Consider the following 23,218-nt stretch of genomic DNA (forward strand, 5'->3'; position numbering starts at 1 on the left):
ACGCGCGAGCGCGCACGTCTGGAACGATGGCGGCAGGCACCACGCCGCAACCGCGGAGGACACGCGGAACGGTTGCGGAGGTGGAATGCGGAGATGGTGCGCCCGGCGGGATTCGAACCCACGACCACCGCCTTCGGAGGGCGGTACTCTATCCAGCTGAGCTACAGGCGCATTGTGTGGCCGCGCGCGGGTGGCCGATGGCCGGACCGCGGGGAGCGGCAGTATAGCCGAGTTGGTTGCGCGGCGGCATCCGGGCCGGCCGCGGAACGATAGGAGCGCGCTTTGCGCGCGATGCTCTCCGTTACGCCAATGAAGAGCATCGCGCGCAAGCGCGCTCCTACGGTTGTCGTGAGTTGACGCGAAGGGCATGGCGGGCTGTGCCCGCCTGCGCTCAGAGCGGCTTCAGGAGATCGGCCAGGGTGTCGGGCTTGCCGGTGTCGCGGACCAGGTGCGGGTATTTCAGGCCGTCGTGGTAGGCGATGCGCACGGTCTGGTACTCGTCGAAGTTCTTCACCAGCAGTTCGATGGTGGCGTTGTTGTCCTTGGCCGCGGCGGTGATGGCGTCCTTGAGATCGTCGGCGTCGTAGTCGTGACCGTTGACGGCGATCACGCTCATGCCGGGGGCGACGCCGGCCTTGAACGCGGGGCCGTCCCACAGCACGTCGGCGATGCTGCCGTCGTTGCCGATCGACAGGCCCAGCGAGTAGGTGAAGTCGGCCTGGTGGCGACGCTTCTCCGCGGCCTTGACCGCGTCGGAGGGCTGGTCGGTGTAGACCAGTTTCCAGCCGTGCGATTCGATGCCGCCGGTCAGCGGGCCGTGGCCGTCCAGGCGCGTGCGCAGGTAGCCGGCCCAGTCGAACGGCGCCACGCCATTCAAGGTCCTGACCACGTCATCGAAGGTGTAGGTGTTGACGTTCCACTGGCCGTTGTCCATGCCGAAAAAGGCGCGGGCGAAGTCGTCGATGGAACGCTTGCCGTGGCTGAGTTCGCGCAGCTTGCCGTCGACGTCGAGCCAGATCATCTCGCCGGCGGAGTAGTAATCCTCGCTGGACTGGTAGTTGCGGTACGGCAGTGGCGCGCGCTTGGCGATCACCGGGTCGTTGGTGGTGTCCTGCACGTTGCGCCAGCTGGCCAGGCCGGGACGGCCGCGGTCGTAGGTGGCGGCGACGTAGGCCAGCGTGTCGCGGGTGTGCTCCGCGTTCCACAGGCCCGAACGCGCGGCCATCACTTGGCCCCAGAACTGGGTCTGGCCTTCGTACACCCACAGCAGGCTGTCGCCCATCGGCACGTTGAAGGTCGGCGTGTAGAGGTCCGCGCCGCGGCGGTATTTGCCGTTCCACGAGTGGTTGAACTCGTGCGAGAACAGGTCGCGCGCGGCGACGTTCTTCTTCCACTCGGTGAAGAAATCGGCCGAGGTGCCGTCCTCGCTGGAGCGGTGGTGCTCCAGCCCGATGCCGCTCATCTTGTCGCTCAGCGAGACCAGGAAATCGTAGTGGTCGTAGTGGTGCGCGCCGTACAGCTTGTACATCTGCTGCACCAGGTTGCGGAACGCCTTGAGCTGGTCGGGCGTCACCTCCAGGTACTTCGCCGCGTCGGCGACCAGGTCCAGGTGCACCGGTGCCTTGGCGCCCGGGTCGAGGTCCAGCCGCTTGAAGTGCTTGCCGGCGAAGATCGGCGAGTCGACCAGGTTCTCGTAGTCGATCGGCTTGAAGTAGATGGTGTCGCCCTCGCGCGAGGCGACCTCCAGCGCGGTGCCGGCTTGCCAGCCGGCAGGCAGTTTCACGCTGGCCTGGGCGGGGATCTGGCGCGTGTAGTAGCCGGCCGGGTAGAGCGACACCGCGTTCCACTGCAGGTTGAGCATTTCCGGCGTCATCACCACGCGGCCCTGGCGACGATCCTGCGGCGACAGGAACTGGAACTGCGCCTCCACCTGGGTCGCCCCTTCCGGCACCACCACGTGGAACGCGAAGACGTCGAGCGAATCGCGCGTCCACGGCAGGGTCTTGCCGTTGGCGGTGACCACCAGCCCGGCCAGCTTGTCGATCGGGCCGGTGGGCGAGTGGTTGCCGGGCAGCCACTGCGGATAAAGCAGGGTCAGCGGGCCGGGCTGCGCCGGGATCACCTCGTGCACGCGGAAGATGCGGCGGGCGACGTCGCTGGCGTCCACGCTGATCTTCAGGCTGCCCTGATAGGGCACATTCTGCGCGGCCGGGACATCGGCAATGGCGCTGAAACTGGCCAGCGCCAGGGCACTGGCGGCGACGGCGGCGGCGAGGCGGGTGAACTTCAAGGGCGGCTCCCGGATGATGGAATGAGGTGGCGCCGGCCGCGCCGGCCGCGCGGGAAGGCGGCCGGCATGAGCTGGCGACAGGGGCGAACGCGGGCTTTCGATGCTAGTGCGCGCCGCCGGCGCCCACCCCTGCCGAAGGTCACGATCGCCGCGCCCGCATGGCCGCGAGGCGCGTCCTGGCGTTGGCATTCATCGTGCTTTGCTCCACCGCAAACCACTCCGGATATTCCGACCGCCGCCATGCCCGCCCCTGCCCTCCAGCCACAACCCAGCGAAGACGCCGCGTTCCGCCGCGACTACGCCGGCTATCTGGCGCAGCGCATGGGGCCGATGATCCACGCGCTGATGGCGGTGGCGCTGTGCGCCTACCTGCTGGCGGTGGTGGTGCGCGGCCTGCTCGGCGCAAGCCCGAACGAGTTGCTGTGGCAGCTGATCCCGGCCCCGCCGATGCTGCTGGTGGTCATCGCCGCGCGGCAGTGCCGCGAGCCGCTGACCCTGCGCATGCTCGCCCTGCTGTGCGTGGTGCTGCTGCAGATCGGCATCAACCTCGCAGGGTTCTGCGGCACGGCCGGCGCGCGCCAGCCGCTGCCGGGCCTGCTGCTGCCGGTGGCCTCGTCGGTGATCTGGTTCGGCCGCTGGGATTTCCTCATCGCGATGGCGCTGTGCGCGCTGGGACCGCTGCCGATGCTGCTGCACCTGGGCGACGGCGAGCGCACCTTGCAGTACTCGGTCTACATGGCCATCTCGGTGTCGCTGGCGACGGTGCTGCGCGCGTTCATGGCGCGCACCCTGCTCGAACAGTTCAAGCTGGAGCGCTTGCTGCGCGAACGCGCCGAGACCGACGGCCTCACCGGCGTGCTGCTGCGCAACCGCTTCCTCGACCTGGGCCGCATCGCGCTGCACGAAACGCAGCAACAGCGCCAGCCCATGGCGATGCTGTTTCTGGATGCCGACCACTTCAAGCGGATCAATGACGAATACGGCCATGCCGCCGGCGACGCCGCGCTGGTGGCGCTGGCCGCGCGCTTGCGCACGCAGGCCCGCAGCAACGACCTGATCGGCCGCATCGGCGGCGAGGAATTCGCCATGCTGCTGCCCGGCGTGAACCTGGAGCAGGCGCTGCTGCGCGCCGAGCAACTGCGCCTGGCGGTGGCCGCCAGCCATCACCCGGGCGGACACCTGAGCGCCAGCATCGGCGTGGCGGTATGCACGCCCGGCTGCTGCGACAGCGTCGAGAGCCTGCTGGCCCGCGCCGACCTGGCGATGCGCCAGGCCAAGCGCGAAGGCCGCGACCGGGTGGTCACGGCCCTCGCCAGCGCCTGAGCGGTTGTGATTCTTCAACCTCTCAGGCCGGCCATGACGAGGGCATGGATGCCCGAGTTGAGGCGACGCAGGAGCAGTTGCCCGATGGCCGGACATGAAGCAGTCACGCAAGTGACTGTTCCATGTGAGCGAGTCCGGGCATGTACCGGACTCGCGATAGAAGAAAACCACAGGAAGTGGTTTTCTTCACAGACCCCGAGCCGGATCAGGGCTCGCCGGTGGCGAGCTTGCTGTGGCGCATGCCGTAGAAGAAGTAGATCGCCAGGCCGATCGCCATCCAGATCACGAAGCGCCACATGGTGACGATGTCCAGCCCGCCGATCATGTGGAACTGGCCGTCGGTGACCCACGGCCAGCCGATGATCAGGAACAGCGAGAACACGATGCCCAGCGGCGCCAGCAGCCACAACGCCGGCGTGCGGAAGCGCCGCTCCAGCTCCGGCTGGCGGATGCGCAGGATCAGCACCGAGGCGCAGATCACGATGAACGCGGACAAGGTGCCGATGTTCACCAGTTCGGCCAGCTCGCGGATCGGCAGCAGGCCCGCCGCCAGCGCGGTGAACACGCCGAGCGCGATGGTCGGGCGGTGCGGCGTGCCGTATTTCGGGTGCGACTTGGCGAACCACGCCGGCAGCAGGCCGTCGCGCGCCAGCGCGAACCAGATGCGCGCCGCGCCCAGCATGAAGGCGAACACCACACTGGCGATGCCGCACACCGCGGCGACGTTGATGATGCCGCTGACCCAGTGCAGGTCGCGCGCGGCGAACACCGCGCTGACCGGCGCCGAGCTGGCCAGGATCATCTCCGAGCACTGCCCGGCGACCTCGGACGGATCCACGCAGCCGTTGTACGGCACCATGCCGGTGAGCACCAGCGAGATGGCCAGGTACATCGCCATCGCCACGCCCAGCGAGGCGATCACCGCCAGCGGCAGGTCGCGTTGCGGGTTCTTCGACTCTTCCGCCGCGGTGGTCAGCGTGTCGTAGCCGAATACCGCGAAGAACACGATGCTGGCCGCCGCCAGCATGCCGCTCACGCCGTAGCGCGTGCCGCCGGTGGCCGCCGCGTCGTGCACCAGCGGCGGGACGAACGGGGTCCAGTTGGCCGTGTTCACGTAGAACGCACCCACCACCACCACCACGATCACGCCGAGCACCTTGAGCGCCACCACCACCGTATTGAAGCGCGCGCCGACCTCGGTGCGTGCCACCTGCAGCGCGGCCACGCCCAGCGCCACCAGCATCGCGATCAGGTTGATGCCGCGCCCGCTGTCCGGATGCGCCGGGTCGTAGGCCGCCTGCAGGAACACCGGCAGGTGCAGGCCGGTGATCTGGGCGATCAGCGATTGCAGGTAGTTCGACGTACCCGCCGCGACCACGCCCACGATCAGCGCGTACTCCACCAGCAGGTCCCAGCCGATGATCCATGCGGGCAATTCGCCCAGCACCGCATAGCCGTAGGTGTAGGCGCTGCCGGTGACCGGGATCATGCCGGCGAACTCGGCGTAGGACAGCGCCGCGCAGGCGCTGCCGATGCCGGCCACCAGGAAGCTCAGGATGATCGCCGGGCCGGCGTTCAACGCCGCCTCGTTCGGCGCCAGCACGAACACGCCTACGCCCACGATCGCGCCCACCCCGATCGCGGTGAGCTGCCACACGCCCATGGTGCGGCGGAAATCCCGGCTGGCGCCTGCCTCGGCCTGCAGTTGCGCGACCGACTTGCTGCGTATCAGTTTGCTGAAGAAACCCATAGGGTGCTCCCCTTGAAATCAGCGCACAGCATAACAAGTCGCGCCCATCTGGCCAGGCGGCTGCATGGCGGCGTGCCGTTTGGACGTCCAAATGCGTGCCGTGCACACGCGTACCCCTGTGCGTGGTGCCCTTGGCCGGTATTCGGTATTCGGTATTCGGGGTTCGGAGATGCATCGGCTCCCACAACCGTTCGGGCTGAGCGTAGCCGCGCAGCGGCGAAGTCGAAGCCGTGCGACAGCCCCGCCCTTCGACTCCGCCGCTGCGCGGCTACGCTCAGGGTGAACGGCGAGGGGTGGGAGTCACCCGTAGGGCGGGCACTGCCCGCCGCTTGTTGCCACGAACCGTGGACGGGCGGCGGGCACTGCCCGCTCTACAGGTTGGAGGCGGCGTGCAGCGGTCCACGCGGGCGCAGGCCGGCCAGCCAAGGCAGCGCGACGGCGCTGGCGCCGAACAGCACGGCGATCGCCGCGGCGGCGCGCTGGTCGAGCGGGTCGACGCCGAACCAGCGGCCGAGCAGCAGCGGCACCATCGCGGTCAGCACGGTGCGCAGGCCCTCCAGCCAGAACGCGACGCGACGGCCTTCCATCAGTGCGCCGATCACGCACAGGCTGGCCACCATGTACAGCGCATAGCCGAACAAGGTGGCGAAGTCCGCGTGCGCGGTGAGCCCCAGGAAATGCGTGGCCATGCCCAGCAGCAGGGCAAACTGCAGCAGGCAGTACGCGGCCATCGCCGGCGCCATCGGCGGGTCGTAGACGGCGCGATGAATGTCGTACGCGGGCTTGGGGAAGCGCGCGGCCACGTCGGCGGGGCGCCAGCCGGGCCGACGGAACCACACCTGCAGCTTGTCGCGCCAGCGCCGCGCATGCCACGCATCGACCGCCGCCGCCCAATACACCTCGGCGTTCGCCCACAGCGGGTTCCAGCTGCGCAGCGGCGCGCGGGTGCCGTAGACCGGCTTGTCGGCGTCGTCCTCCTCGACGAAGGTGCCGAACAGGCGATCCCACACGATCAGGATGCCGCCGTAGTTGTGGTCGAGGTAGCGGTCGTTGGTGGCGTGGTGCGCACGATGGTTGGATGGCGAGCAGAACACGCGGTCGAACCAGCCCAGCTTGCCGACCTGCTCGGTGTGCACCCAGAACTGGTACAGCAGGTCGATCAGCGCCACCGCCACGAACACTTCCAGCGGATAGCCGAGCAGCGCCATCGGCAGGTAGAAGATCCAGCCGAGCAGGCCGCCGGTACTGGTCTGGCGCAGCGCGGTGGAGAGGTTGTACTGCTCGCTCTGGTGGTGCACCACGTGCGCCGCCCACAGGATGTTCACCTCGTGCCCCATCCGGTGCAGCCAGTAATAGAGCAGGTCGTACAGCAGCAGCGCGCTGATCCACACCCACAGGCTGTGCGCCGGCAGCGTGAACAGCGCCAGGTGCTCGACGCACCACGCATAGATGCCCAGCGTGAGCAGCTTGGTGAACACCCCGGCGATCTGCGACATCACGCCCAGGCCGATGCTGTTGACGGTGTCGTTGCCGCGATAGACACGCTGGCCGCGCACGCGCGCGACGATGAACTCCAGCGCGATCAGCGCGAAGAAGAACGGCGTCGCCCAGGTGATGATGAGCTCGGAGGTATTCATGCCGTCGATGCCTGCGTCACGCCCGCCATGCCATCGTCCCGCGCCACCGAGCGGGCGATGAACCACACCGCCGCGTAGTAGCTGCCGAGCACCCACACCGCGGCCAGCGGCAGCGCGCCGTGGAAGCGGTCCCAGGCCAGCAGGCTGTCGCCGAGCATGAACAGCGCTCCGCCGATCGCCGCACGCCGCGCCGGCCGCGCCAGCACGTCGCCGGCGTGTACCCAGGCGCGCGCCAGTGCCTGCGCCGCCATCGCCGCCAGCACCAGCGCATAGACCACCACCGCGCCGCGCAGCGCCGGCGGTATGGACGGCCAAAGCCACGCCAGGTTCAGCGCCGCCAGCAGCAGGCAGCCGAGCCAGGCCAGCGGGCGCGTGCCCAGGCGGCTGTCGCCGAGAAAGCCGCTGATGAAGTAGAGATGGCCGATGAGAAAGGCCACCAGGCCGGCCACGAACAGATCCGCCGGCCACATCAGCAACACGTCGCCGAGCAGCGAACAGATCAACCCGACCACGATCCGGCGCCGATAGCGCGACGTGATCGGCGGCCACGCCAGCGCCGCGACGATCACCAGCACGGTGGCCAGCGGCTTGGCTATCCAGTGCAGCCATTGCCACGCGTCGGCGCCTTCGCCGAGCGCGCCGCCGAGCATGGCGGCAAGCGCAGCGCACGCCACCATCGGCGCGAGGGCGCGGCGAAACGCGGGAGACGTGCTGGCGACAATGGACATGGGCGACGGGCGTCGTGGCGACCACGCGATCATAGCGAGCTTTCGCCCTGCACGGCCTGCACGAGCGCGTCGACCGCCTGCCGCCCGCTGGCCGGATCGTCGGTGAAGAACGCATCGATGCCGGCGTCGAGGTAGGCGCCGATCTGCGCGACCAGGCCGGCGCGGTGGCGCGCGTGCGGATCGTCGCCGCGGCGGAACACCGGGGCGAGGAAGGTGTTCTCCGGGCGGAACGTCCACGGATGCACTTCCAGCCCGACCGCGTGCGCGTCATGCACCAGGCGCGTCGGCGGATCGAGGCGGCCATCGGCGTTCCACGGGATGACCGCGCGCAGCTCCGGGCCGATCGCGTCGGCGTAACCGGCGACCTCGCGCAAGCCGTTCGCGGTCATCATCCGCGCGTAATCCAGCGTGCCGCCGGCGGCCACCACGTCGTACGGCTGCGCCGGCGGCACGTCGAGCAGTTGCAGCAAGCGGATGTTCGGGTGCGCGGTGCCGAGCCGTTCGCGCAGGTAGCGCAGGTTGCCGATCTCGAAGGACTGGATCTCCACCGTGGCCGTGCGCGTGTGCGCATGCCCGGCGAGCGTGGCCAGCAGCAGGTCTTCCAGCGGCAGGCCGAGCGCGCGGAAATGGGTGCCGTGCTTGATCTCCGGCACGATGCCGATGAGCCGTCCGCAGGCGGCGGATTCGGCGGCGGCAAGCTCGATCACTTCCTCCAGCGTGGCGATCGGCAACTGGCCGTCGTGCGCGGTGCCGCGCAACTGCGGCAGGCGTTCGCGCGCGCGCAGCGTCTTCAGCTCGGCCAGGGTGAAGTCCTCGGTGAACCAGCCCGTCACCGCCACGCCGTCGATGTGCCGGGTCGCGCGGCGCGCGGCGAACTCGCGCCGCGCGCCCACGTCGGTGGTGCCGCCGATCTCGTTCTCGTGGCGCACCACCAGCACGCCGTCGCGGCTCATCACCAGATCCGGCTCGATGAAATCCGCGCCATCGGCGATCGCGCGCGCGTACGACGCCAGGGTGTGCTCCGGCTGCCATGCCGGCGCACCGCGATGGCCGATCACGCCGACGCGTGCGGCCAGCGGTTTCTCGCGAGGCGTGGAGACCATCGGCACGGCGTACTCCGCAACGGATCGGGAGGCCAGCATAGCCGCGCGTGGCGGAAACCTCAGTCCGGCCGATACATCTGCTTGTACACGCGGCTCACCTGCTGCTGCAGGTCGCCCGACTGCCGCGCCTCGTCGAAGGCGTCGTTGATCTGCCGCTCGCTCTGGTGCAGCGTGCGCAGGAACAGGCGCTCCTCCGGCGACAGCCCCAGCGCGTCCATCTGCCGCTCCAGCGCAGCGGCGGCGCACACGGCGGCGTCGCTCGGCGGGGGCGTAACGGCATCGGGAAGGCGGCGAGTCATGTCCATGGCGAAGCAAGACGCTTGCCAGCACGCCGCCGATCGCGCCAACGCAGGCCTGGCGCGTGGCGCGGGCGCCCGGCCGGCCCGTGCAACTGCCCCCACGCGACAACCGCGAACCCCCGCCTGCCGCCCACGGTCATCACGAAGCTGAACGCGGTCGCTCACTCGTACACGTGCAGCCGGTCGAACACCCACGCGTAATAGGACGGCAGCAGCCCCGGCACGGTGCAGTCGTCGTAGCGGCCATCGCAACGATCGCGCAGGCGGCTGGAGGCGGCGAAGTACGCATCCTGCGGCAAGCCCGCCGCCTGCAGCACCATGCCGGGCAGGAACGCGATGTCGAGCATCGGATACCGCGGCAGCGCCGGCCCGGCGAAATTGCTCTTGACCATGTAGTAGGTGAGGTAGTCGCGATACGGCTGCAGCGCCGGCGGCAGGCTGCGCGGCAGGTCGCGGATCATGCCGCCGAAGGACGGCTGGTGGTCGCCGAAGTGCATCAGCACGGTCGGCTGCGGGCGGTCGAGGAAGTCGTGCTCCAGCGCGCGCATGGCCAGGTCCGAGTCGTGCAGCCGCGCCAGGTAGGTGTCGAAGTTGAGCGCCACCGCCGGCTTCAGCCCCGGCAGCAGGTTGCGGAACGCCGGCGGCAGCGACGACATCGGGTCCTCGTCGTGCGGGCCGTGCTGGTTCAGGGTGAGGATCATGATGAACACCGGTTGCCCCGGCCGCTTCACCTTGTCGTAGATGCGCTTGGCCGCGGCGAACATCTGCCGGTCGCTCTCCTCCCACTCGACCAGGCCCAGCTCGTTGACGTCGTAAAGGTGATCGAAGCCGTAGTCGCGATACGCGTTGCGGCCGTTGATGAAACTGCCGACGGTGGGATAGATCGCGATGGTGCGGTAGCCCAGGCGGCGCAGCAGTTGCGGCAGCGAATCGCGCACGTGCGGCGCCAGCACGTAGGGCGCGTACATGCCGCCGGGGCCGAAGATGTCCTGCGGCATGCCGGTCAGGCTGGCGAACTCGCTGACCCAGGTGCCGCCGCCGAACGTATGCGTGCGCAGCACGCCGCTGCCGCGGGTGCGCGCATCGGTCTTGAACATCGCCGCGCGGCAGGCCGGCACGCTGCAGTCGGTGAAGTTGGCCGGGTCGAACGTGCTCTCCTCCAGCACCTGCACGATGTCCGGGTACGGCGGCGGGCGATTGGACGGCAGCCCCTGCGCGGCCGCACCCCACACGCGCTCAGCCTCGCCGTCGCCGCTCATCGGCGGCAACCGCACCGCCGCGTCGCGGAAGCTGACGAAGAAGTTGGTCAGGTGCGCGTCGTCGGAGAGCTTCTCCCAGGTGTTGCGCGCGTGCACCCCGGCAAACGGACCGCCCGGCCACATGCACCACCACCACGCCGACGCGCCCAGCAGCAGCCCCGCGCCGCGCAACAGCCACGCCGGCCGCGCGCGCCAGGTGGCGAACACGCGCCAGTCCCAGCGCCAAGTGAGGTAGAGCAGCGGCGGCAACAGCACCAGCAGGCCGATGCCGAGCAGGTACAGGTGGGGATAGTGGCGCAAGGTGTCGAGCAGGCTGCTGCGCACGTAGTAGACGAAGTCCGCCGGCATCAGCTGCTCGTCGAGGTAGCGCAGCTTCATCACCGCGATGAACTTCAGCGCGACGAACAAGCTGCCGGCGAGCAGCAGCGCGCTGGCGAAGCGCGCCAGCACGGCCATCAGCACCACGGCGCTGCACAGCATCAGCGAGGTGACAAACACGCGTTGCAGCGGCAGCGGCTCGCGCCAGGCCGTGCATGCCACGCACAGCACGAACAGCAGCACGGCCCCCGCACACACCGCCGGGCCGCGGACGCGGCGCCATGGAATCGAACGCATGAGCTGAGCCATCCCCCTGCAGGACCGAGCCTGCAACCGCATCTTACGACCTCGTCGGGCACCGCGGCAGCCGTCCGATCTGCTAGCTTTGGCCGTCCCCTCAGCGGCTGTTCCCGGAACCTTCATGTCCGTCCGATCCACCCCGTTCGCCCTCCCCCTGCTGGCGCTGGCCGCACTGGCGCTGGCCGGCTGCTCCGCGCTGCCGTGGCGCTCCGGCCGCGTGCCCGACGGCGCCCGCGCGCAGGTGGCGATCCTGGAAACCACCGACATCCACGCCACCGTGCTCAGCTACGACTACTACCGGCTGAAGGGCGATCCCACGGTCGGCTTCGAGCGCACCGCCACGCTGATCCGGCGTGCGCGCGCCGAGTACCCCAACCATTTCCTGTTCGATTCGGGCGACACCATCCAGGGCAGCGTGCTGGCCGACTACCAGGCGCTGGTCAAGCCGGTGGCCTGCGACCAGGAACTGGCGGTGTACCGCGCGATGGACGCGGTCGGCTACGACGGCGGCACGCCCGGCAACCACGAGTTCAACTACGGGCTGGGCTTCCTGTCCCAGGTCACCGGGACGCCGATGAACGTCGACGGCAGCCGCAGCACGCATTGCGCCGGGCCGCATTTCCCGCTGGTGCTGGCCAACGTCTCCAGCGCACGCGACGGCGCGCCGATCTTCAAGCCGTGGACGATCGTGCAGAAGACCATCGACGCCTACACGCCCGACGGCAGCCACATCAGGGTGCCGCTGAAAGTCGGCATCATCGGCTTCACCCCGCCGCCGATCATGCAGTGGGACCAGCACCACCTGGCCGGCAAGGTCACCGTCGCCGGCGTGGTCGAGGCCGCGCGCAAATACCTGCCCGAACTGCAGGCGCAACATCCCGACCTGGTCGTGGCGTTGCTGCACGGCGGCCTGGACACCCACCCCTACACCAGCGACATGGAGAACGCCGGCTGGTACCTGGCCGGCGTGCCCGGCATCGACGTGCTGCTGCTCGGCCACTCGCACACCGAATTCCCCGGCCCGCGCTACGCCGGCATGAAGGACGTCGACGCCCGCCGCGGTTTCGTGCGCAACGTGCCGGCGGTGATGGGCGGCTTCTTCGGCAAGGACCTGGGCCTGGTCGCGCTGGTGCTCAACCGCCAGGACGGCCGCTGGGTGGTCGACCGGGACAACAGCCACAGCGAGGTGCGGCCGATCTGCAAGGACAAGCACGACTGCGTGCCGGCGGACCCCGCGATCGCGCCACTGGTGGCGGGCGTGCAGCAGGCCGCGGTCGCCTACGTCAACACGCCGATCGGCACGAGCGCGCTGCGCATGAGCAGCTACTTCGCCGACGAGGGCAACATGACCGCGCTGGCGCCGGTCAATGCCGCGCAGATCGACTACGTGCGCCGCGAACTGCCGCTCACCCATCCCGAGCTGGCCGACGTGCCGGTGCTCGGGGCCGCCGCCGCGTTCCGCACCGGCTTCGGCGGCCCGGCCGACTACACCGACGTGGCCGCCGGCTCGCTGACCCTGCGCAGCGCCGCCGACCTGTACTTCTATCCCAACACGCTGGCCGCGGTGAAGATCGACGGCGCCGGCCTCAAGGCCTGGCTGGAGCAGTCCGCGCGGCGCTTCAACCGCATCGACCCGGAGCAGACCGGCGAGCAGGCGCTGATCAACAGCCGCTACACCGGCTACAACTTCGACCAGATCCAGGGCGGCATCCACTACGTGATCGACGTGTCCAGGCCGGCCGGCGAGCGCATCACCACGCTCACCTTCCAGGGCAAGCCGGTCGCGCCGACGCAGCCGTTCGTCGTGGTCACCAACAACTACCGCGCCAGCGGCGGCGGCCACTTCCCCGGCCTCGACGGCAGCAACATCGTGCTGGCCGCGCCCGACGGCACGCGCGAGATCCTGGCCCACTGGATCGAGCGCAAGCAGCACCTCGACGCGGCCGACCTCGAAGCCACCTCCTGGCGGTTCGCCCCGCTGAAGACGCACGGTCCGGTGGTGTTCACCGGCGCGGCGAACAAGCTCGATGTGGCGAAAGCGGCAGGGCTGCACAACATCCGCCAGCTCAAGGACAACGGCGACGGCACGGCGGTGTACGCGGTCGACCTGTCGCACTGAAAGCGGCCAGGCCCGTTGCCGCGCCGCAACGGGCTTGCGCGCGGCGCAGCGCTGTTCCAATGTGCGCGGATGATCGATCGCCCCTCCCCGCCCGCGTGCGCAAGTTCCTGCTGAATCACCGCAGACTCCTCGGCCTCGCCCTGCTGCTGATGCTGGCGCAGGCGGCCTGCGCGCAACCGCCCACGGTGCAGTTGCAGGAGCTGACCTGGACCGAGCTGCGCGCGCGCATCGACGCCGGCAGCACCACCGTGATCATCCCGATCGGCGGCACCGAACAAAGCGGGCCCTACATCGCGCTGGGCAAGCACAACGCGCGCGCCGAGGCGCTGGCCGAGCGGATCGCGCGCGGGCTGGGCAACGCGCTGGTGGCGCCGGTGGTCGCCTACGTGCCCGAGGGCAGCATCACGCCACCGAGCGGGCACATGCGCTTTCCCGGCACCATCAGCGTGCCCGATGCCGCGTTCGAGCAGATGCTGGCCTCGGCCGCCGAAAGCCTGGCGGCGCACGGCTTTCGCCACGTCGTGCTGCTCGGCGACCACGGCGGCTACCAGCGCGACCTGCGCCGCGTGGTGGACCGGCTCAACAAGCACTGGGCTGGTTCGCCCAAACACGCGTTCGTGCCGCCGGAATACTACGCCGCCAGCTCCACCGGCTACGCCGCGCTGCTGCGCCGGCGCGGTTACCGCGACGACGAGATCGGCACCCACGCGGCGCTCGCCGACACCTCGCTTCAGCTGGCAGTCGCACCGTCGATGGTGCGCGCCGATACACTGCGCCACGCGAGCGCGCCGGGCGCGGCCGACGGCGTCTACGGCGGCGACCCGCGTCGCGCCACCGCCGCGCTGGGCCAGCTCGGCGTGGACCTGATCGTGGCGCAGACGGTCGAGGCGATCCGCAAGGACGTCGCTGGACACTGACCTGCCCGCACCCCCAACCTACATTCGTGGACCGGACATGCTGCCGAGGACTTTCACCATCAACGCACACCGCTCTCACCCGCGCCGTCGCGCCGGCTTCGCCCTGCTCGCCTGGCTCGCCAGCGGCGCGGCGTTCGCCGGCGGCGTGCAGACCGTCGCCGGCATGCCGCCGGTGACCAACCCGGCCAACCTCTATGGCGATGCCGGCGTCAACATGCTCAGCCCCGCGGTGGCCGGCGCGCTCTCGCGCATCTACGTGCCCAACCTGCGCTCGGACAGCGTCAGCGTGATCGACCCGGTGACGTTCAAGGTGGTCGACACCTTCAAGGTGGGCCGCAGCCCGCAGCACGTGGTGCCGGCCTACGACCTGCGCACGCTGTGGGTCACCAACAACGCCGAGGACCGCCCCGACGGCAGCCTCACCCCGATCGACCCGACCACCGGCAAGCCCGGCCAGGCGGTGGCGGTCGACGACCCGTACAACATGTACTTCAGCCCGGACGGCAAGCACGCCATCGTGGTTGCCGAGGAAGACGCCCGGCTCGATTTCCGCGACCCGCACACCATGGCGCTGCAGTTCCGCCTGCCGGTGCCCGGCTGCAAGGGCATCAACCACGCCGACTTTTCCATCGACGGGCGCTACGCGATCTTCACCTGCGAGTTCGGCGGCAAGCTGGCCAAGATCGACATGGCCGCGCACAAGGTGCTCGGCTACCTGCCGCTGAAACACCGCGGCATGCCGCAGGACATCCGCGTCTCGCCCGACGGCAAGGTGTTCTACGTCGCCGACATGATGGCCGACGGCGTCTACCTGATCGACGGCGACAGCTTCACCAAGATCGGCTTCATCGCCACCGGCATCGGCACCCACGGCCTCTACCCCAGCCGCGACGGCACGCGCCTGTACGTGGCCAACCGCGGCACGCACAAGATCCACGGTCCACGCAAGGGCAAGGGCAGCGTCTCGGTGATCGACTTCGCCACCCGCCAGGTCGTCGCCACCTGGCCGATCCCCCACGGCGGCAGCCCCGACATGGGCAACGTCAGCGCCGACGGCCGCATGCTGTGGCTCTCCGGCCGCTTCGACGACGTCGTCTACGCCATCGACACCAGCACCGGCAAGGTGCGCAAGATCAAGGTCGGCATGGAACCGCATGGCCTCACCGTGTGGCCGCAGCCGGGGCGGTATTCGTTGGGGCATACGGGGATCATGCGGTAGGGATGCCCTTGCTCGTCATTCCAGCGAACGCTGGAATCCAGCGTCTTCAACCATGTGCCGAGGCACTGGATTCCGGATTCCGCCGGGATGACGGGTTGTTCGGGCCATTCTTGTGACGATCGCGCGAGGGCGGTTCGTCACGTCGGAGGATCGAAGCGACCAGTCGCGTAGGGCGGGCACTGCCCGCCGGCTCCCGTCACTCGTGTCCATAGATTTGCGAGTGTTCGCAAGCGCTGCTCCTGCCGGTTGTTCCGTTCAACCCAGCGCATTTGAAGCGAAGAGCGGTCGATCGCCTACGGCGACCGAGTCACTTTCTCTTTGCGTGCTCAAAGAGAAAGTAACCAAAGAGAAAGAGCACCCCGCTTGGCGCTTGTTGGGCATCCTGCCCAACAAGTCCGTGAGCCGGGGCTGGGCTTTTCGACAGGGCATCCTGCCCTGGCGAAAAGGCATCGGCCTCCCTGCCGATGCCCGCTACGCGGCCTGTCGCCCCCGACTCACCGCCGCACAGGGGCCCCGGGTAGAGCAGCGGGCCATCGTGGCCCGCACTTTTCAGAGGAGCCAAAGCAAAGCAGGAGCAGCGCGCTGGGCGCTACCTACTCTATCTAGCTTCCTCCGTCTCGATTTCGATCAATCTCCACGGAGCCTCAATTCGAGCCCACCACAATTATGGCAGACAAAGACTTGTACACGTCCGTTATGGACGATATGATGTCGACATCAGCCATACAGATGGCTCACGGAGCTAACAATGGACATCAAGTACGCCTACTGGAACAACAAAGGTGGCACTGGAAAGACAAGCCTGTGCTTTCAGTCGATTGTTCGCTACGCCGAGAAACACCCGAAAAAGCGCATCTTGGCGATCGACATGTGCCCGCAGGCCAATCTATCTGAGCTGATGCTTGGAGGGCTGAATAACAAGGGTAGCGAGAAGTTGCTTGAACGGCAGGGCTTGGTACCTCGATGCAGCGTGGGTGGCTACTTTCAGCTCCGTCTGCCTGCACCGTACTCCCCACCTAAGTTCAATGCGCACGACTTCACTACGAAGCCGAGTAGCTATAACAAGGGTGTACCTGCAAACGTCGATCTTGTGTGCGGCGATCCAATGTTGGAACTCCAAGCGAACGCCGTGAACACGCTTGCCAACAATCAGATCCCCGGAACGAACCCCTGGATAGCGGTTGTCGACTGGCTGAAGGATTTCTTGGATCAGCTTGCCGACGAGTATGACGTGGTCTTCCTCGACTGCAATCCAAGTTTCTCCCTCTACACACAGATCGCGCTCTCCACAGCAGACCGCATCGTGCTCCCCGTGATGGCAGACGATTCCTCCCGTCGAGCAATACAGAACGCGTTTTCTCTCGTCTACGGCCTGAAACTGCCTTCGGAAATCTATGCAGCCTACGCATTCGCAACGAAGCTAAAGCATGCCCAGCGCCCCCTTCCGAAAGTTCATCTGATTGTCAAGAATCGACTGACGCAGTACATGGGCGCAGCTTCGGCCTACGCTGCCGTACTGCAAGCCATCGAGAGTGACGTTGGCAAACTCTTGAAGTCGAACCCCGAAATCTTCGCCTTTAAGAAGCTGGAAGCCGGGTTCGTCGAAATTCGCGACTTTCAGACAACTGGTGTGGTGGCTTTCGCAAAGGGCCTCCCGTTTTCGAAGCTTCCCATTGGCAAGCAGACTATTAACGGCCATCGTGTGCAGGTGAAAGAGGACTACCTTCGGAACGCCAAGAAGGCGATGGACGATCTAGTCGCGAAGCTGTAGCCGGTGGCTTCCTAGCCGCAGACCGGACATAGCAACCCAAAGGTGATCCGATGTCCGAGGTATTTCACTACCCGCCAGAACTGTTTGAGCTACTTGTTGAGACCATCGCCCGCCTCATTCGGGCGAAGAAGGGCGTCGTGCTGTTCCTACGCGGCGCCGGCGTTGCCGACGAAGATCTCGCCGAAGTAGAGCGCGCCGTAGCGACGAACGCGGACTCCATCAACAAATTCGAGATCGTTCGCAAGGTGCTCACCAAGGTCAATGGACGCGGCGATAGTGGCTTGCGCCCGCGACGCGAGATCATCAAGCGTGTGGTGGAGTTCGAGAGGTTCGAGACCTGTTGGCCGGAAGACCAGCTGAAGGCTAAAGGGCTCGTCGCAAGCGTGCGAGAGGCAGTCAACGCAAAGGACTCTTTCACGCGGATGAAGCAAGAACGAGATGCTGAACGCGAGGCCACACGCGCTCGTGAGCACGCGGAGCAAGCAGCAGCCGACAGGCGCTCCGAGATTGAGAAAGTGAATACTCGACTTGCGGCGTTGTTCGGCATGGACGACAAGCCCCATGAGCGCGGCAAGCTGCTTGAAGGTGTTCTAAACGACATGTTCAGTGCCTATGGAATTCTTGTTCGGGAAGACTTCCGCCGAAAAGACCCCGACACATCTGTTGTGCTTGAACAGATCGATGGTGTGATCGAGCTCGATGGCGCGGTGCACCTCGTTGAGATGAAATGGCTCAACTCGCCAGTCGGTACCAGTGAGTTTCTTCCCCATCTCAGTCGTTTGTTCCTCCGCGCGAACGCTCGCGGTATCTTCATCTCGTCCTCAGGCTTTACCGAACCCGTGGTCAAGGAATGCGCTGCCGCGCTCGCTCAAAAAACGATGCTGCTCTGCTCGTTGCATGAAATAGTCATGCTGTTACAGCGAGGCGATGATCTGATCTCCTTCCTAAAGAAAAAATCACACGCAGCCATTGTTGACAAGAACCCTTTTCTACAGATCGTCTCGTAGCCTGTGTGCCCTGAAAAGCCTCAATCGCAGACGTGGTATAGGCAACAACACAGTGCATGATCCGCGTCTTGGTAGTGCTATTGCTGCTGCACTTGCAGTTCGCGCCCTGCATCGACCGTCCACCGGTACGACCGGGCGAGAATCCTGCGGCGGCGGCGAAACCAGGACGGACGAAGTCAAACAGAGGGGATGGCGTACAGCGTCCCTGCTTTACTTGGGCTCTTCTGAAGAGTGCGGGCCACGATGGCCCGCTGCTTCACCCGGGGCCCCTGTGCGGCGGTGAGGCGGGGGCGACAGGCCGCGTAGCGGGCATCGGCATGGATGCCGATGCCTTTTCGCCAGCACATGGATGTGCTGTCGAAAAGCCCGACCCCGGCTCACGGACTTGCCGGGCAGGATGCCCGGCAAGCGCCAAGCGGGGTGGCCTTCTCTTTTGGTTACTTTTCTCTTGGCCACGCAAGAGAAAAGTGACTCGGTCGCCGAAGGCGATCGACCGCTCTTGCCTTTGATGTCCTGGATCGAAGGAAACACGCGGGTACGAGCGCGTTGATCGTGAGGATTTGACGGGCATGAGTGACGCGCGGGAAAGCCGGCGGGCAGTGCCCGCCCTACGTCCACCTTCCGGATCATGCGCCGGACTTCGGGGCGAACGGCACACTCAAGGCAACAACACGAACACCGTCACGATCAGCAACAACGCCAGCGGATACAAACTTGAGCGGTCGAACAGCCGCGCGGCCGCGCGGCCATCGCGGGTCACCGCCAGCCGCACCGCCGGCACCACCAGCAGCACCACACCAGCCAGCAACACGGCGAGCTGGAATGGCCAGCCGAGCATCAGTGGCGAGAGCCTCGCCAGCAGCAGGCTGCCGGCGACGACGAGACCGAGCAGCCCGAGCACCAGCCAGCCGGCGACGCGCAGGCCGAACACCAGCGGGATGGTGCGCGCGCCGATGGCGCGATCCTCCTCAAGGTCGTTCCAGTCGGCGGGGATGTTCTGCCCGCCCACTTCCCACAGCATCAGCCAGCCCAGCATCAGCGCCAGCCCCGCCAACGAAGGCGTCGGCACCACGGCGAATACGGCGGCGACGGGGCCGGCGGATTTCACCAGGCCGCTGACCACGGTGCGCCACCAGGTGACCTTGAGCAGTTTCACGTAGGCCAGTTCCAGCAGCGCCGCGGCGATGAGGATGGCGAGGATCCACGGGTTGAGCAGCCAGATGCCGAGCACGGCCAGCGCGAACCACAGGCCGAACCAGGCCAGCGCGCCTTTCATGCTGATCAGGTTCTGTGCCAGCGGGTAGCGCATCGTGGAGGCCTCCACCGCGTAGCCGGGGGTGAGCCCGCGCGCCACCTTCTGGCGGTCGTCGCGGACGCCGGCCAGGTCGTTCAGCGCGTAGATCGCGGTATAGCCGGCCAGTGCGGTGCCCAGGCAGAGCGCCAGCACCGGCCAGGCGGGGAAATGGCCGAGCCACAGCAGGGCGACGAAGCCGGGCATGGCGATGTCGAGCACGCCATGCAGCGAGCGCGAGAGGGCGAGGAAGCGGCGCATGTGTTCAACCCCGCTTCGTGAAGCTGGCCATGTAGTTGATGTCCTCGCGCCCCGGCGCCACGCGGAAGCTGCGCTTGAGCGGGTGGTACATGAGGCTCGCCACGGCGTTGAACTGCAGCCCCGCCGCACTTGCCCACGTGCGCATCTCGGTCGGGCGGATCAGCTTGCGGTAGCTGTGCGTGCCGCGCGGCAACAGGCCGAGGATGTACTCGCCGGCCACGATGGCGAAGGCGAACGCCTTGAGGTTGCGGTTGATGGTGGAGAAGAAGGCCACGCCGCCCGGCCTGAGCAACTGCGCGCAGGCGGCGATCACGCGCGCGGGCTCGGGCACGTGTTCGAGCATCTCCATGCAGGTCACCGCGTCGAAGCTGCCGGCCTGCTCGCGCGCCAGCGTTTCCACGTCGATCTCGCGGTAGTCGATGTCCAGCGCGCCGCGCTCGGCATGCTGGCGCGCCACGTTGAGCGACAGCGTGGAGAGGTCGATGCCGGTGACCTGCGCGCCGTGTCTGGCCAGCGCCTCGGCGAGGATGCCGCCGCCGCAACCCACGTCCAGCACGCGCGGCGCGGCGCCGCCCAGGCGATCGGTGATGAAGCGCAGGCGCAGGCCGTTGATGGCGTGCAGCTGGCCCATCTTGCCGTGCGGGTCCCACCACAGCTGGGCGATGCGGTTGAAGTGCGCGATCTCCGCGGCATCAACATTCGGCGATTCGGTCATGGGCGGGGCGAGTCCAGCATTGCAGGGTGGCGATGGCGTCGGCGAGTTCGCCGCGGCGGATGTCGTTGGCGAACACGCCCTCGCCCACGGCGACCGGCAGCGGCACGCGCTGGGCGCCGTTGCGGTGTTCGACGCGGTCCAGCAGCGACTGCCACATCAGCGTGGCGTCGAGCAGTTCCAGCGGCGGCGCCAGGCCGAGGCGCTCGACCAGGGCGAGGATGCGCGCGGCGGCGGCATCGGCCAGCAGGCCGCGGCCGTGGGCGATGGCGACGGAGACGAGGATGTCCAGCAGCACCGCCTCGCCGTGCAGCAGGTTGTCCTCGTGCCGCGTTTCCAGGCCGTAGCTGAAGGTGTGGCCGAAATCCACCACGCGCGCCAGCTCGTCCTCGAACAGGTTGGGCGCCAGCTCCTGCAGCATGTCGTCGATGGCGCGGTCGAGGATGGCGCCGCCGTGCTCGCCCTGGAACGCGCCGGCCACGCTGGCGGCGCCGTGGCGTTCCAGTTGCGCGAACAGCGCCGCATCCTTGATCACGGCGAGCTTGATGATCTCGCACACGCCGTTGTGCAGGTGGCGGCGCGGCAGCGTGCGCAGCAAGCTGCGATCCAGCAGCACGCGGCGCGGCGGCTCGAAGCTGCCGAGGCGGTTCTTGCGGCCGTTGAAGTTGATCCCGTTCTTGATCCCCACCGCCGCATCCACGTAGCCCATCAGGGTGGTGGGCACCTTGATGTGCGGCACGCCGCGGCGGTAGCTGGAGGCCACGAAGCCGACCACGTCGGTGAGCACGCCGCCGCCGATGGCGAGGATCGGCTCGTCGCGGCGGTGGATGGGGAACTCGTCCAGCGCGCGCAGCAGGTGCTGCCACGCCTCCATCGTCTTGCCGCCCTCGCCGCCGGGCAGCGCGACGATGCGCGCGGTCACGTCGTGCTGCGCAAAGTAGGCGGCGAGGCGCACGCCGTGGTGACGCAGCACCACCTCGTCCACCACCACGAAGCGGCGGCCGCCGGCGCGACGGCCGTCGGCCAGCAAGGCGTCGCAGGCCGGATCGAACACGTCCGCGACGTTGCACAGCTCGTACTCGACGCGGCGCGTCTCGCTGACCCGCCAACGCGTGACCGCCGCGTTCACGCGACCTCCCGCCACGCCGCGCGCCGCGCCAGCACCTCGCCCGCCACCGCCTGCGCGGCGGCCAGGTCGTGGTGGCGCCAGTGGCCGCATTGCTCGATGCGCGCGTAGGGCACGGCGGTGGCGCCGAGCACGCCGTAGAGCACGGTTTCCAGGGTCCGCTCGATCACCTCGCGGCGACCCTCGTTCAACAGCGTGAGGTAGAAACCGGTCCGGCAGCCCATCACGCCCACGCCGATGAAGTGCCCCGGCAGCAGGCGGCCGAAACCCTCCAGCAGGAAGTGCTCCAGCGAATGCGCCTCGACCGTGCTCAGGCAGGCGTCGGCATTGGGCAGGCGCCAGCGCAGGTCGATGGTGCAGACCACGTCGCCGCCCGCCCCCGCGTGCACGCCGCGCAACTTCACGCTGGGTGCCTTCAACCGGCGGTGGTCCAGCTCGCCGACGGTGTCGGCGGCCCAGCCCCAGGCGTCGAGGTCGATCCGCATCGATCAGCCCTGCGCGATCGCGGCGAGGTGGCGATGGCTGGCCTGCAACGCCTCCTGCCACGCATCCACGTGGTGATAAAGCTCCACCGAACCGAAGCCATGGAAGCCGTGCGCGTTCAGCGCGGCGAAGCTGGCCGCCAGATCCAGCGTGCCCTCGCCGGGGATCTCGTGGAAATGCACGACGCCGGTGCGCGTGTTGGCGACCATGGCGTCCACCAGCGCGGGGCCGCGCGCGCCGCGCAACCAGGCGAGGATCGGGTGGGCGCGCTCCAGCGCGTCGAAGCTGATGCCGGGCACCGAGATCAAGTAGGTGAAGATCTCGTCGTCCAGCGGCGAGGTGCCGGCGTGCAGGCTGCCGTAATCCACCCAGCGTGCCGCTCGCGCGAGACCGGCACGCGCCAGCAGGGCATCGATGCGCCGCTGCCGCGCGGCATCCGGCGCGCGATCGGCGAAGTACAGCGGGTGACTGCCATCCAGCAAGAGGTAGTCGGCACCGTCGGGGAAATACACCAGCGTGCTGGCGTGGTCGAGGTTGACGGCGAGCGCGTCGCTGTCTTCCGCGATCTTCAGGTTCCAGCCCGCGCGCGCATCGGAGATGTGCAGGTAACGCGCCTGCGGCGCGGCCTGCGCCAGCGCGGCGAGGTAGTCCGGCTCGGAGCAGTAGGCATGGCAGAGGTCGATGTGCAGCGCGAAGCGCGGCGAACCGACCGCGGCGATCAGCGCCTGGCCCTGCGCCAGCGTCTCGATCGCCATGCCGGGCTCGGGTTCGATCAGCAGGGTGATGTCGTCGTCGTCGCGGATCTCGCCCAGACACTCGCGGATGGACTCGGCCAGCACGTCGAGCGGGTCCACCTGCGGCTGGCGCACATGCTCTTCGCGCACGAAGCCGCTGCCGCAGGTGACCAGGTTCGTGCCCAGCCGGCGCGCCACGCGAATGCCGCGCTTGACCAGGTCGACGCGCCGCTTGCGCCCGGCCGTGTCCAGCGACATCAGCGAAGGCTCGTGCGGCCGCGAGGGCGTGAAGAAGTGCGAGGCGGTGGCCACGCAGGCCGGCGCGATGCCGGCGCGCGCCAGTCGATGCTTCACTGCACCGAGATCGTCGTCGCCGAGGTCGAACGGATTGAAGTGGTCGCGATGAAAGGCGATCTCCATCCCCGCATAGCCCGCGCGCGCCACCGCGTCGATGGCATCGAGGAAGGGCAAACGGGTGAGTCCGAAGCTGCTGTACGCGAGATCGATCATGCGCCGTGCCGGAGCGTGAGCCCGGTGTGGACAAAGTGGCGCAAGCGTGTCGGCGCAGCCG

General features: G+C 68.0%; 18 protein-coding genes and 1 tRNA gene. 6 read left to right on the plus strand and 13 right to left on the minus strand.

Features of this window, described 5'->3' with window-relative positions; genetic code table 11:
• Window positions 1-94 precede the first annotated feature (94 nt).
• Both ACVCL9_RS12875 and ACVCL9_RS12880 read right to left on the minus strand, forming a co-directional pair.
• Window positions 95-171: transfer RNA gene (locus ACVCL9_RS12875), tRNA-Arg, on the minus strand.
• 220 nt (window positions 172-391) lie between these two features.
• On the minus strand, window positions 392-2,290 hold the full coding sequence (locus ACVCL9_RS12880) for a M61 family metallopeptidase (protein ID WP_447097825.1): 1,899 nt from the start codon (window positions 2,288-2,290) through the stop codon (window positions 392-394).
• 240 nt (window positions 2,291-2,530) lie between these two features.
• Here ACVCL9_RS12880 and ACVCL9_RS12885 point away from each other — a divergent pair, with 240 nt between their 5' ends.
• Window positions 2,531-3,613 (plus strand): GGDEF domain-containing protein, encoded by a 1,083-nt coding sequence (locus ACVCL9_RS12885; RefSeq protein ID WP_395120531.1) that lies wholly within the window; start codon window positions 2,531-2,533, stop codon window positions 3,611-3,613.
• A gap of 205 nt (window positions 3,614-3,818) precedes the next feature.
• Here the strand turns inward: ACVCL9_RS12885 and ACVCL9_RS12890 are convergent, their stop codons facing one another.
• The 6 genes from ACVCL9_RS12890 to ACVCL9_RS12915 form a co-directional block, all read right to left on the minus strand.
• Window positions 3,819-5,363, minus strand: coding sequence for an amino acid permease (locus tag ACVCL9_RS12890; protein WP_447097824.1), 1,545 nt, complete (start codon window positions 5,361-5,363; stop codon window positions 3,819-3,821).
• Between the two features lie 371 nt (window positions 5,364-5,734).
• On the minus strand, window positions 5,735-7,000 hold the full coding sequence (locus ACVCL9_RS12895) for a sterol desaturase family protein (protein WP_447097823.1): 1,266 nt from the start codon (window positions 6,998-7,000) through the stop codon (window positions 5,735-5,737).
• Window positions 6,997-7,728 carry a lysoplasmalogenase gene (locus ACVCL9_RS12900; protein WP_447097822.1) on the minus strand — a complete coding sequence of 244 codons (732 nt, stop codon included), beginning with the start codon at window positions 7,726-7,728 and terminating at the stop codon, window positions 6,997-6,999. Before ACVCL9_RS12900 ends, ACVCL9_RS12895 begins: the two co-directional genes overlap by 4 nt.
• 29 nt (window positions 7,729-7,757) lie before the next feature.
• Entirely contained in the window at window positions 7,758-8,831 is a 1,074-nt protein-coding gene (locus tag ACVCL9_RS12905; RefSeq protein WP_447099512.1) for a glycerophosphodiester phosphodiesterase family protein, read from the minus strand.
• Window positions 8,832-8,890: 59 nt separating this feature from the next.
• The gene (locus tag ACVCL9_RS12910) at window positions 8,891-9,130 is read right to left on the minus strand and encodes a hypothetical protein (RefSeq protein WP_395120538.1); all 240 of its coding nucleotides are present in this window, start codon (window positions 9,128-9,130) and stop codon (window positions 8,891-8,893) included.
• A 161-nt stretch (window positions 9,131-9,291) separates the two neighbouring features.
• The gene (locus ACVCL9_RS12915) at window positions 9,292-11,004 is read right to left on the minus strand and encodes an LTA synthase family protein (protein WP_447097821.1); all 1,713 of its coding nucleotides are present in this window, start codon (window positions 11,002-11,004) and stop codon (window positions 9,292-9,294) included.
• 124 nt (window positions 11,005-11,128) lie between these two features.
• Here ACVCL9_RS12915 and ACVCL9_RS12920 point away from each other — a divergent pair, with 124 nt between their 5' ends.
• From ACVCL9_RS12920 to ACVCL9_RS12940, 5 genes are all read left to right on the plus strand, one after another.
• Entirely contained in the window at window positions 11,129-13,126 is a 1,998-nt protein-coding gene (locus ACVCL9_RS12920) for a bifunctional 2',3'-cyclic-nucleotide 2'-phosphodiesterase/3'-nucleotidase (RefSeq protein ID WP_447097820.1), read from the plus strand.
• Window positions 13,127-13,221: 95 nt separating this feature from the next.
• On the plus strand, window positions 13,222-14,043 hold the full coding sequence (locus tag ACVCL9_RS12925) for a creatininase family protein (RefSeq protein ID WP_447097819.1): 822 nt from the start codon (window positions 13,222-13,224) through the stop codon (window positions 14,041-14,043).
• Window positions 14,044-14,080: 37 nt separating this feature from the next.
• Window positions 14,081-15,262, plus strand: coding sequence for a YVTN family beta-propeller repeat protein (locus tag ACVCL9_RS12930; RefSeq protein ID WP_447097818.1), 1,182 nt, complete (start codon window positions 14,081-14,083; stop codon window positions 15,260-15,262).
• Between the two features lie 748 nt (window positions 15,263-16,010).
• The gene (locus ACVCL9_RS12935) at window positions 16,011-17,033 is read left to right on the plus strand and encodes a ParA family protein (protein WP_447097817.1); all 1,023 of its coding nucleotides are present in this window, start codon (window positions 16,011-16,013) and stop codon (window positions 17,031-17,033) included.
• 50 nt (window positions 17,034-17,083) lie between these two features.
• Window positions 17,084-18,040, plus strand: a complete 957-nt coding sequence (locus ACVCL9_RS12940; protein WP_447097816.1) for a hypothetical protein — start codon at window positions 17,084-17,086, stop codon at window positions 18,038-18,040.
• A gap of 658 nt (window positions 18,041-18,698) precedes the next feature.
• Here ACVCL9_RS12940 and ACVCL9_RS12945 read toward each other — a convergent pair.
• From ACVCL9_RS12945 to ACVCL9_RS12965, 5 genes are read right to left on the minus strand one after another with little or no spacing between them, the layout of a single operon-like run.
• Entirely contained in the window at window positions 18,699-19,592 is an 894-nt protein-coding gene (locus ACVCL9_RS12945; protein WP_447097815.1) for a UbiA prenyltransferase family protein, read from the minus strand.
• 4 nt (window positions 19,593-19,596) lie between these two features.
• Window positions 19,597-20,307: a bifunctional 2-polyprenyl-6-hydroxyphenol methylase/3-demethylubiquinol 3-O-methyltransferase UbiG gene (ubiG, locus tag ACVCL9_RS12950; protein ID WP_447097814.1), complete on the minus strand. Its 711-nt coding sequence runs from the start codon at window positions 20,305-20,307 to the stop codon at window positions 19,597-19,599.
• The gene (locus ACVCL9_RS12955; RefSeq protein WP_447097813.1) at window positions 20,285-21,433 is read right to left on the minus strand and encodes a sedoheptulose 7-phosphate cyclase; all 1,149 of its coding nucleotides are present in this window, start codon (window positions 21,431-21,433) and stop codon (window positions 20,285-20,287) included. The genes ubiG and ACVCL9_RS12955 overlap by 23 nt, the downstream gene beginning before the upstream one ends.
• Window positions 21,430-21,915, minus strand: coding sequence for an S-ribosylhomocysteine lyase (locus ACVCL9_RS12960; RefSeq protein ID WP_447097812.1), 486 nt, complete (start codon window positions 21,913-21,915; stop codon window positions 21,430-21,432). Before ACVCL9_RS12960 ends, ACVCL9_RS12955 begins: the two co-directional genes overlap by 4 nt.
• A 3-nt stretch (window positions 21,916-21,918) precedes the next feature.
• A complete protein-coding gene (locus ACVCL9_RS12965; protein WP_447097811.1) occupies window positions 21,919-23,157 on the minus strand; it encodes a sugar phosphate isomerase/epimerase family protein in 1,239 nt (412 codons plus the stop codon).
• Between the last annotated feature and the right edge of the window lie 61 nt (window positions 23,158-23,218).

The organism is Rhodanobacter sp. UC4438_H5, from assembly GCF_052978405.1.

Excerpts from the sequence above, each read along its gene's own strand:
- ACVCL9_RS12890 (WP_447097824.1), bottom strand. The coding sequence starts at position 5,363 with ATGGGTTTCTTCAGCAAACTGATACGCAGCAAGTCGGTCGCGCAACTG.
- ACVCL9_RS12920 (WP_447097820.1), top strand. The coding sequence starts at position 11,129 with ATGTCCGTCCGATCCACCCCGTTCGCCCTCCCCCTGCTGGCGCTGGCC.
- ACVCL9_RS12915 (WP_447097821.1), bottom strand. The coding sequence starts at position 11,004 with ATGCGTTCGATTCCATGGCGCCGCGTCCGCGGCCCGGCGGTGTGTGCG.
- ACVCL9_RS12885 (WP_395120531.1), top strand. The coding sequence starts at position 2,531 with ATGCCCGCCCCTGCCCTCCAGCCACAACCCAGCGAAGACGCCGCGTTC.
- ACVCL9_RS12945 (WP_447097815.1), bottom strand. The coding sequence starts at position 19,592 with ATGCGCCGCTTCCTCGCCCTCTCGCGCTCGCTGCATGGCGTGCTCGAC.
- ubiG (WP_447097814.1), bottom strand. The coding sequence starts at position 20,307 with ATGACCGAATCGCCGAATGTTGATGCCGCGGAGATCGCGCACTTCAAC.
- ACVCL9_RS12960 (WP_447097812.1), bottom strand. The coding sequence starts at position 21,915 with ATGCGGATCGACCTCGACGCCTGGGGCTGGGCCGCCGACACCGTCGGC.
- ACVCL9_RS12895 (WP_447097823.1), bottom strand. The coding sequence starts at position 7,000 with ATGAATACCTCCGAGCTCATCATCACCTGGGCGACGCCGTTCTTCTTC.
- ACVCL9_RS12965 (WP_447097811.1), bottom strand. The coding sequence starts at position 23,157 with ATGATCGATCTCGCGTACAGCAGCTTCGGACTCACCCGTTTGCCCTTC.
- ACVCL9_RS12935 (WP_447097817.1), top strand. The coding sequence starts at position 16,011 with ATGGACATCAAGTACGCCTACTGGAACAACAAAGGTGGCACTGGAAAG.
- ACVCL9_RS12940 (WP_447097816.1), top strand. The coding sequence starts at position 17,084 with ATGTCCGAGGTATTTCACTACCCGCCAGAACTGTTTGAGCTACTTGTT.
- ACVCL9_RS12930 (WP_447097818.1), top strand. The coding sequence starts at position 14,081 with ATGCTGCCGAGGACTTTCACCATCAACGCACACCGCTCTCACCCGCGC.
- ACVCL9_RS12900 (WP_447097822.1), bottom strand. The coding sequence starts at position 7,728 with ATGTCCATTGTCGCCAGCACGTCTCCCGCGTTTCGCCGCGCCCTCGCG.
- ACVCL9_RS12910 (WP_395120538.1), bottom strand. The coding sequence starts at position 9,130 with ATGACTCGCCGCCTTCCCGATGCCGTTACGCCCCCGCCGAGCGACGCC.
- ACVCL9_RS12905 (WP_447099512.1), bottom strand. The coding sequence starts at position 8,831 with ATGGTCTCCACGCCTCGCGAGAAACCGCTGGCCGCACGCGTCGGCGTG.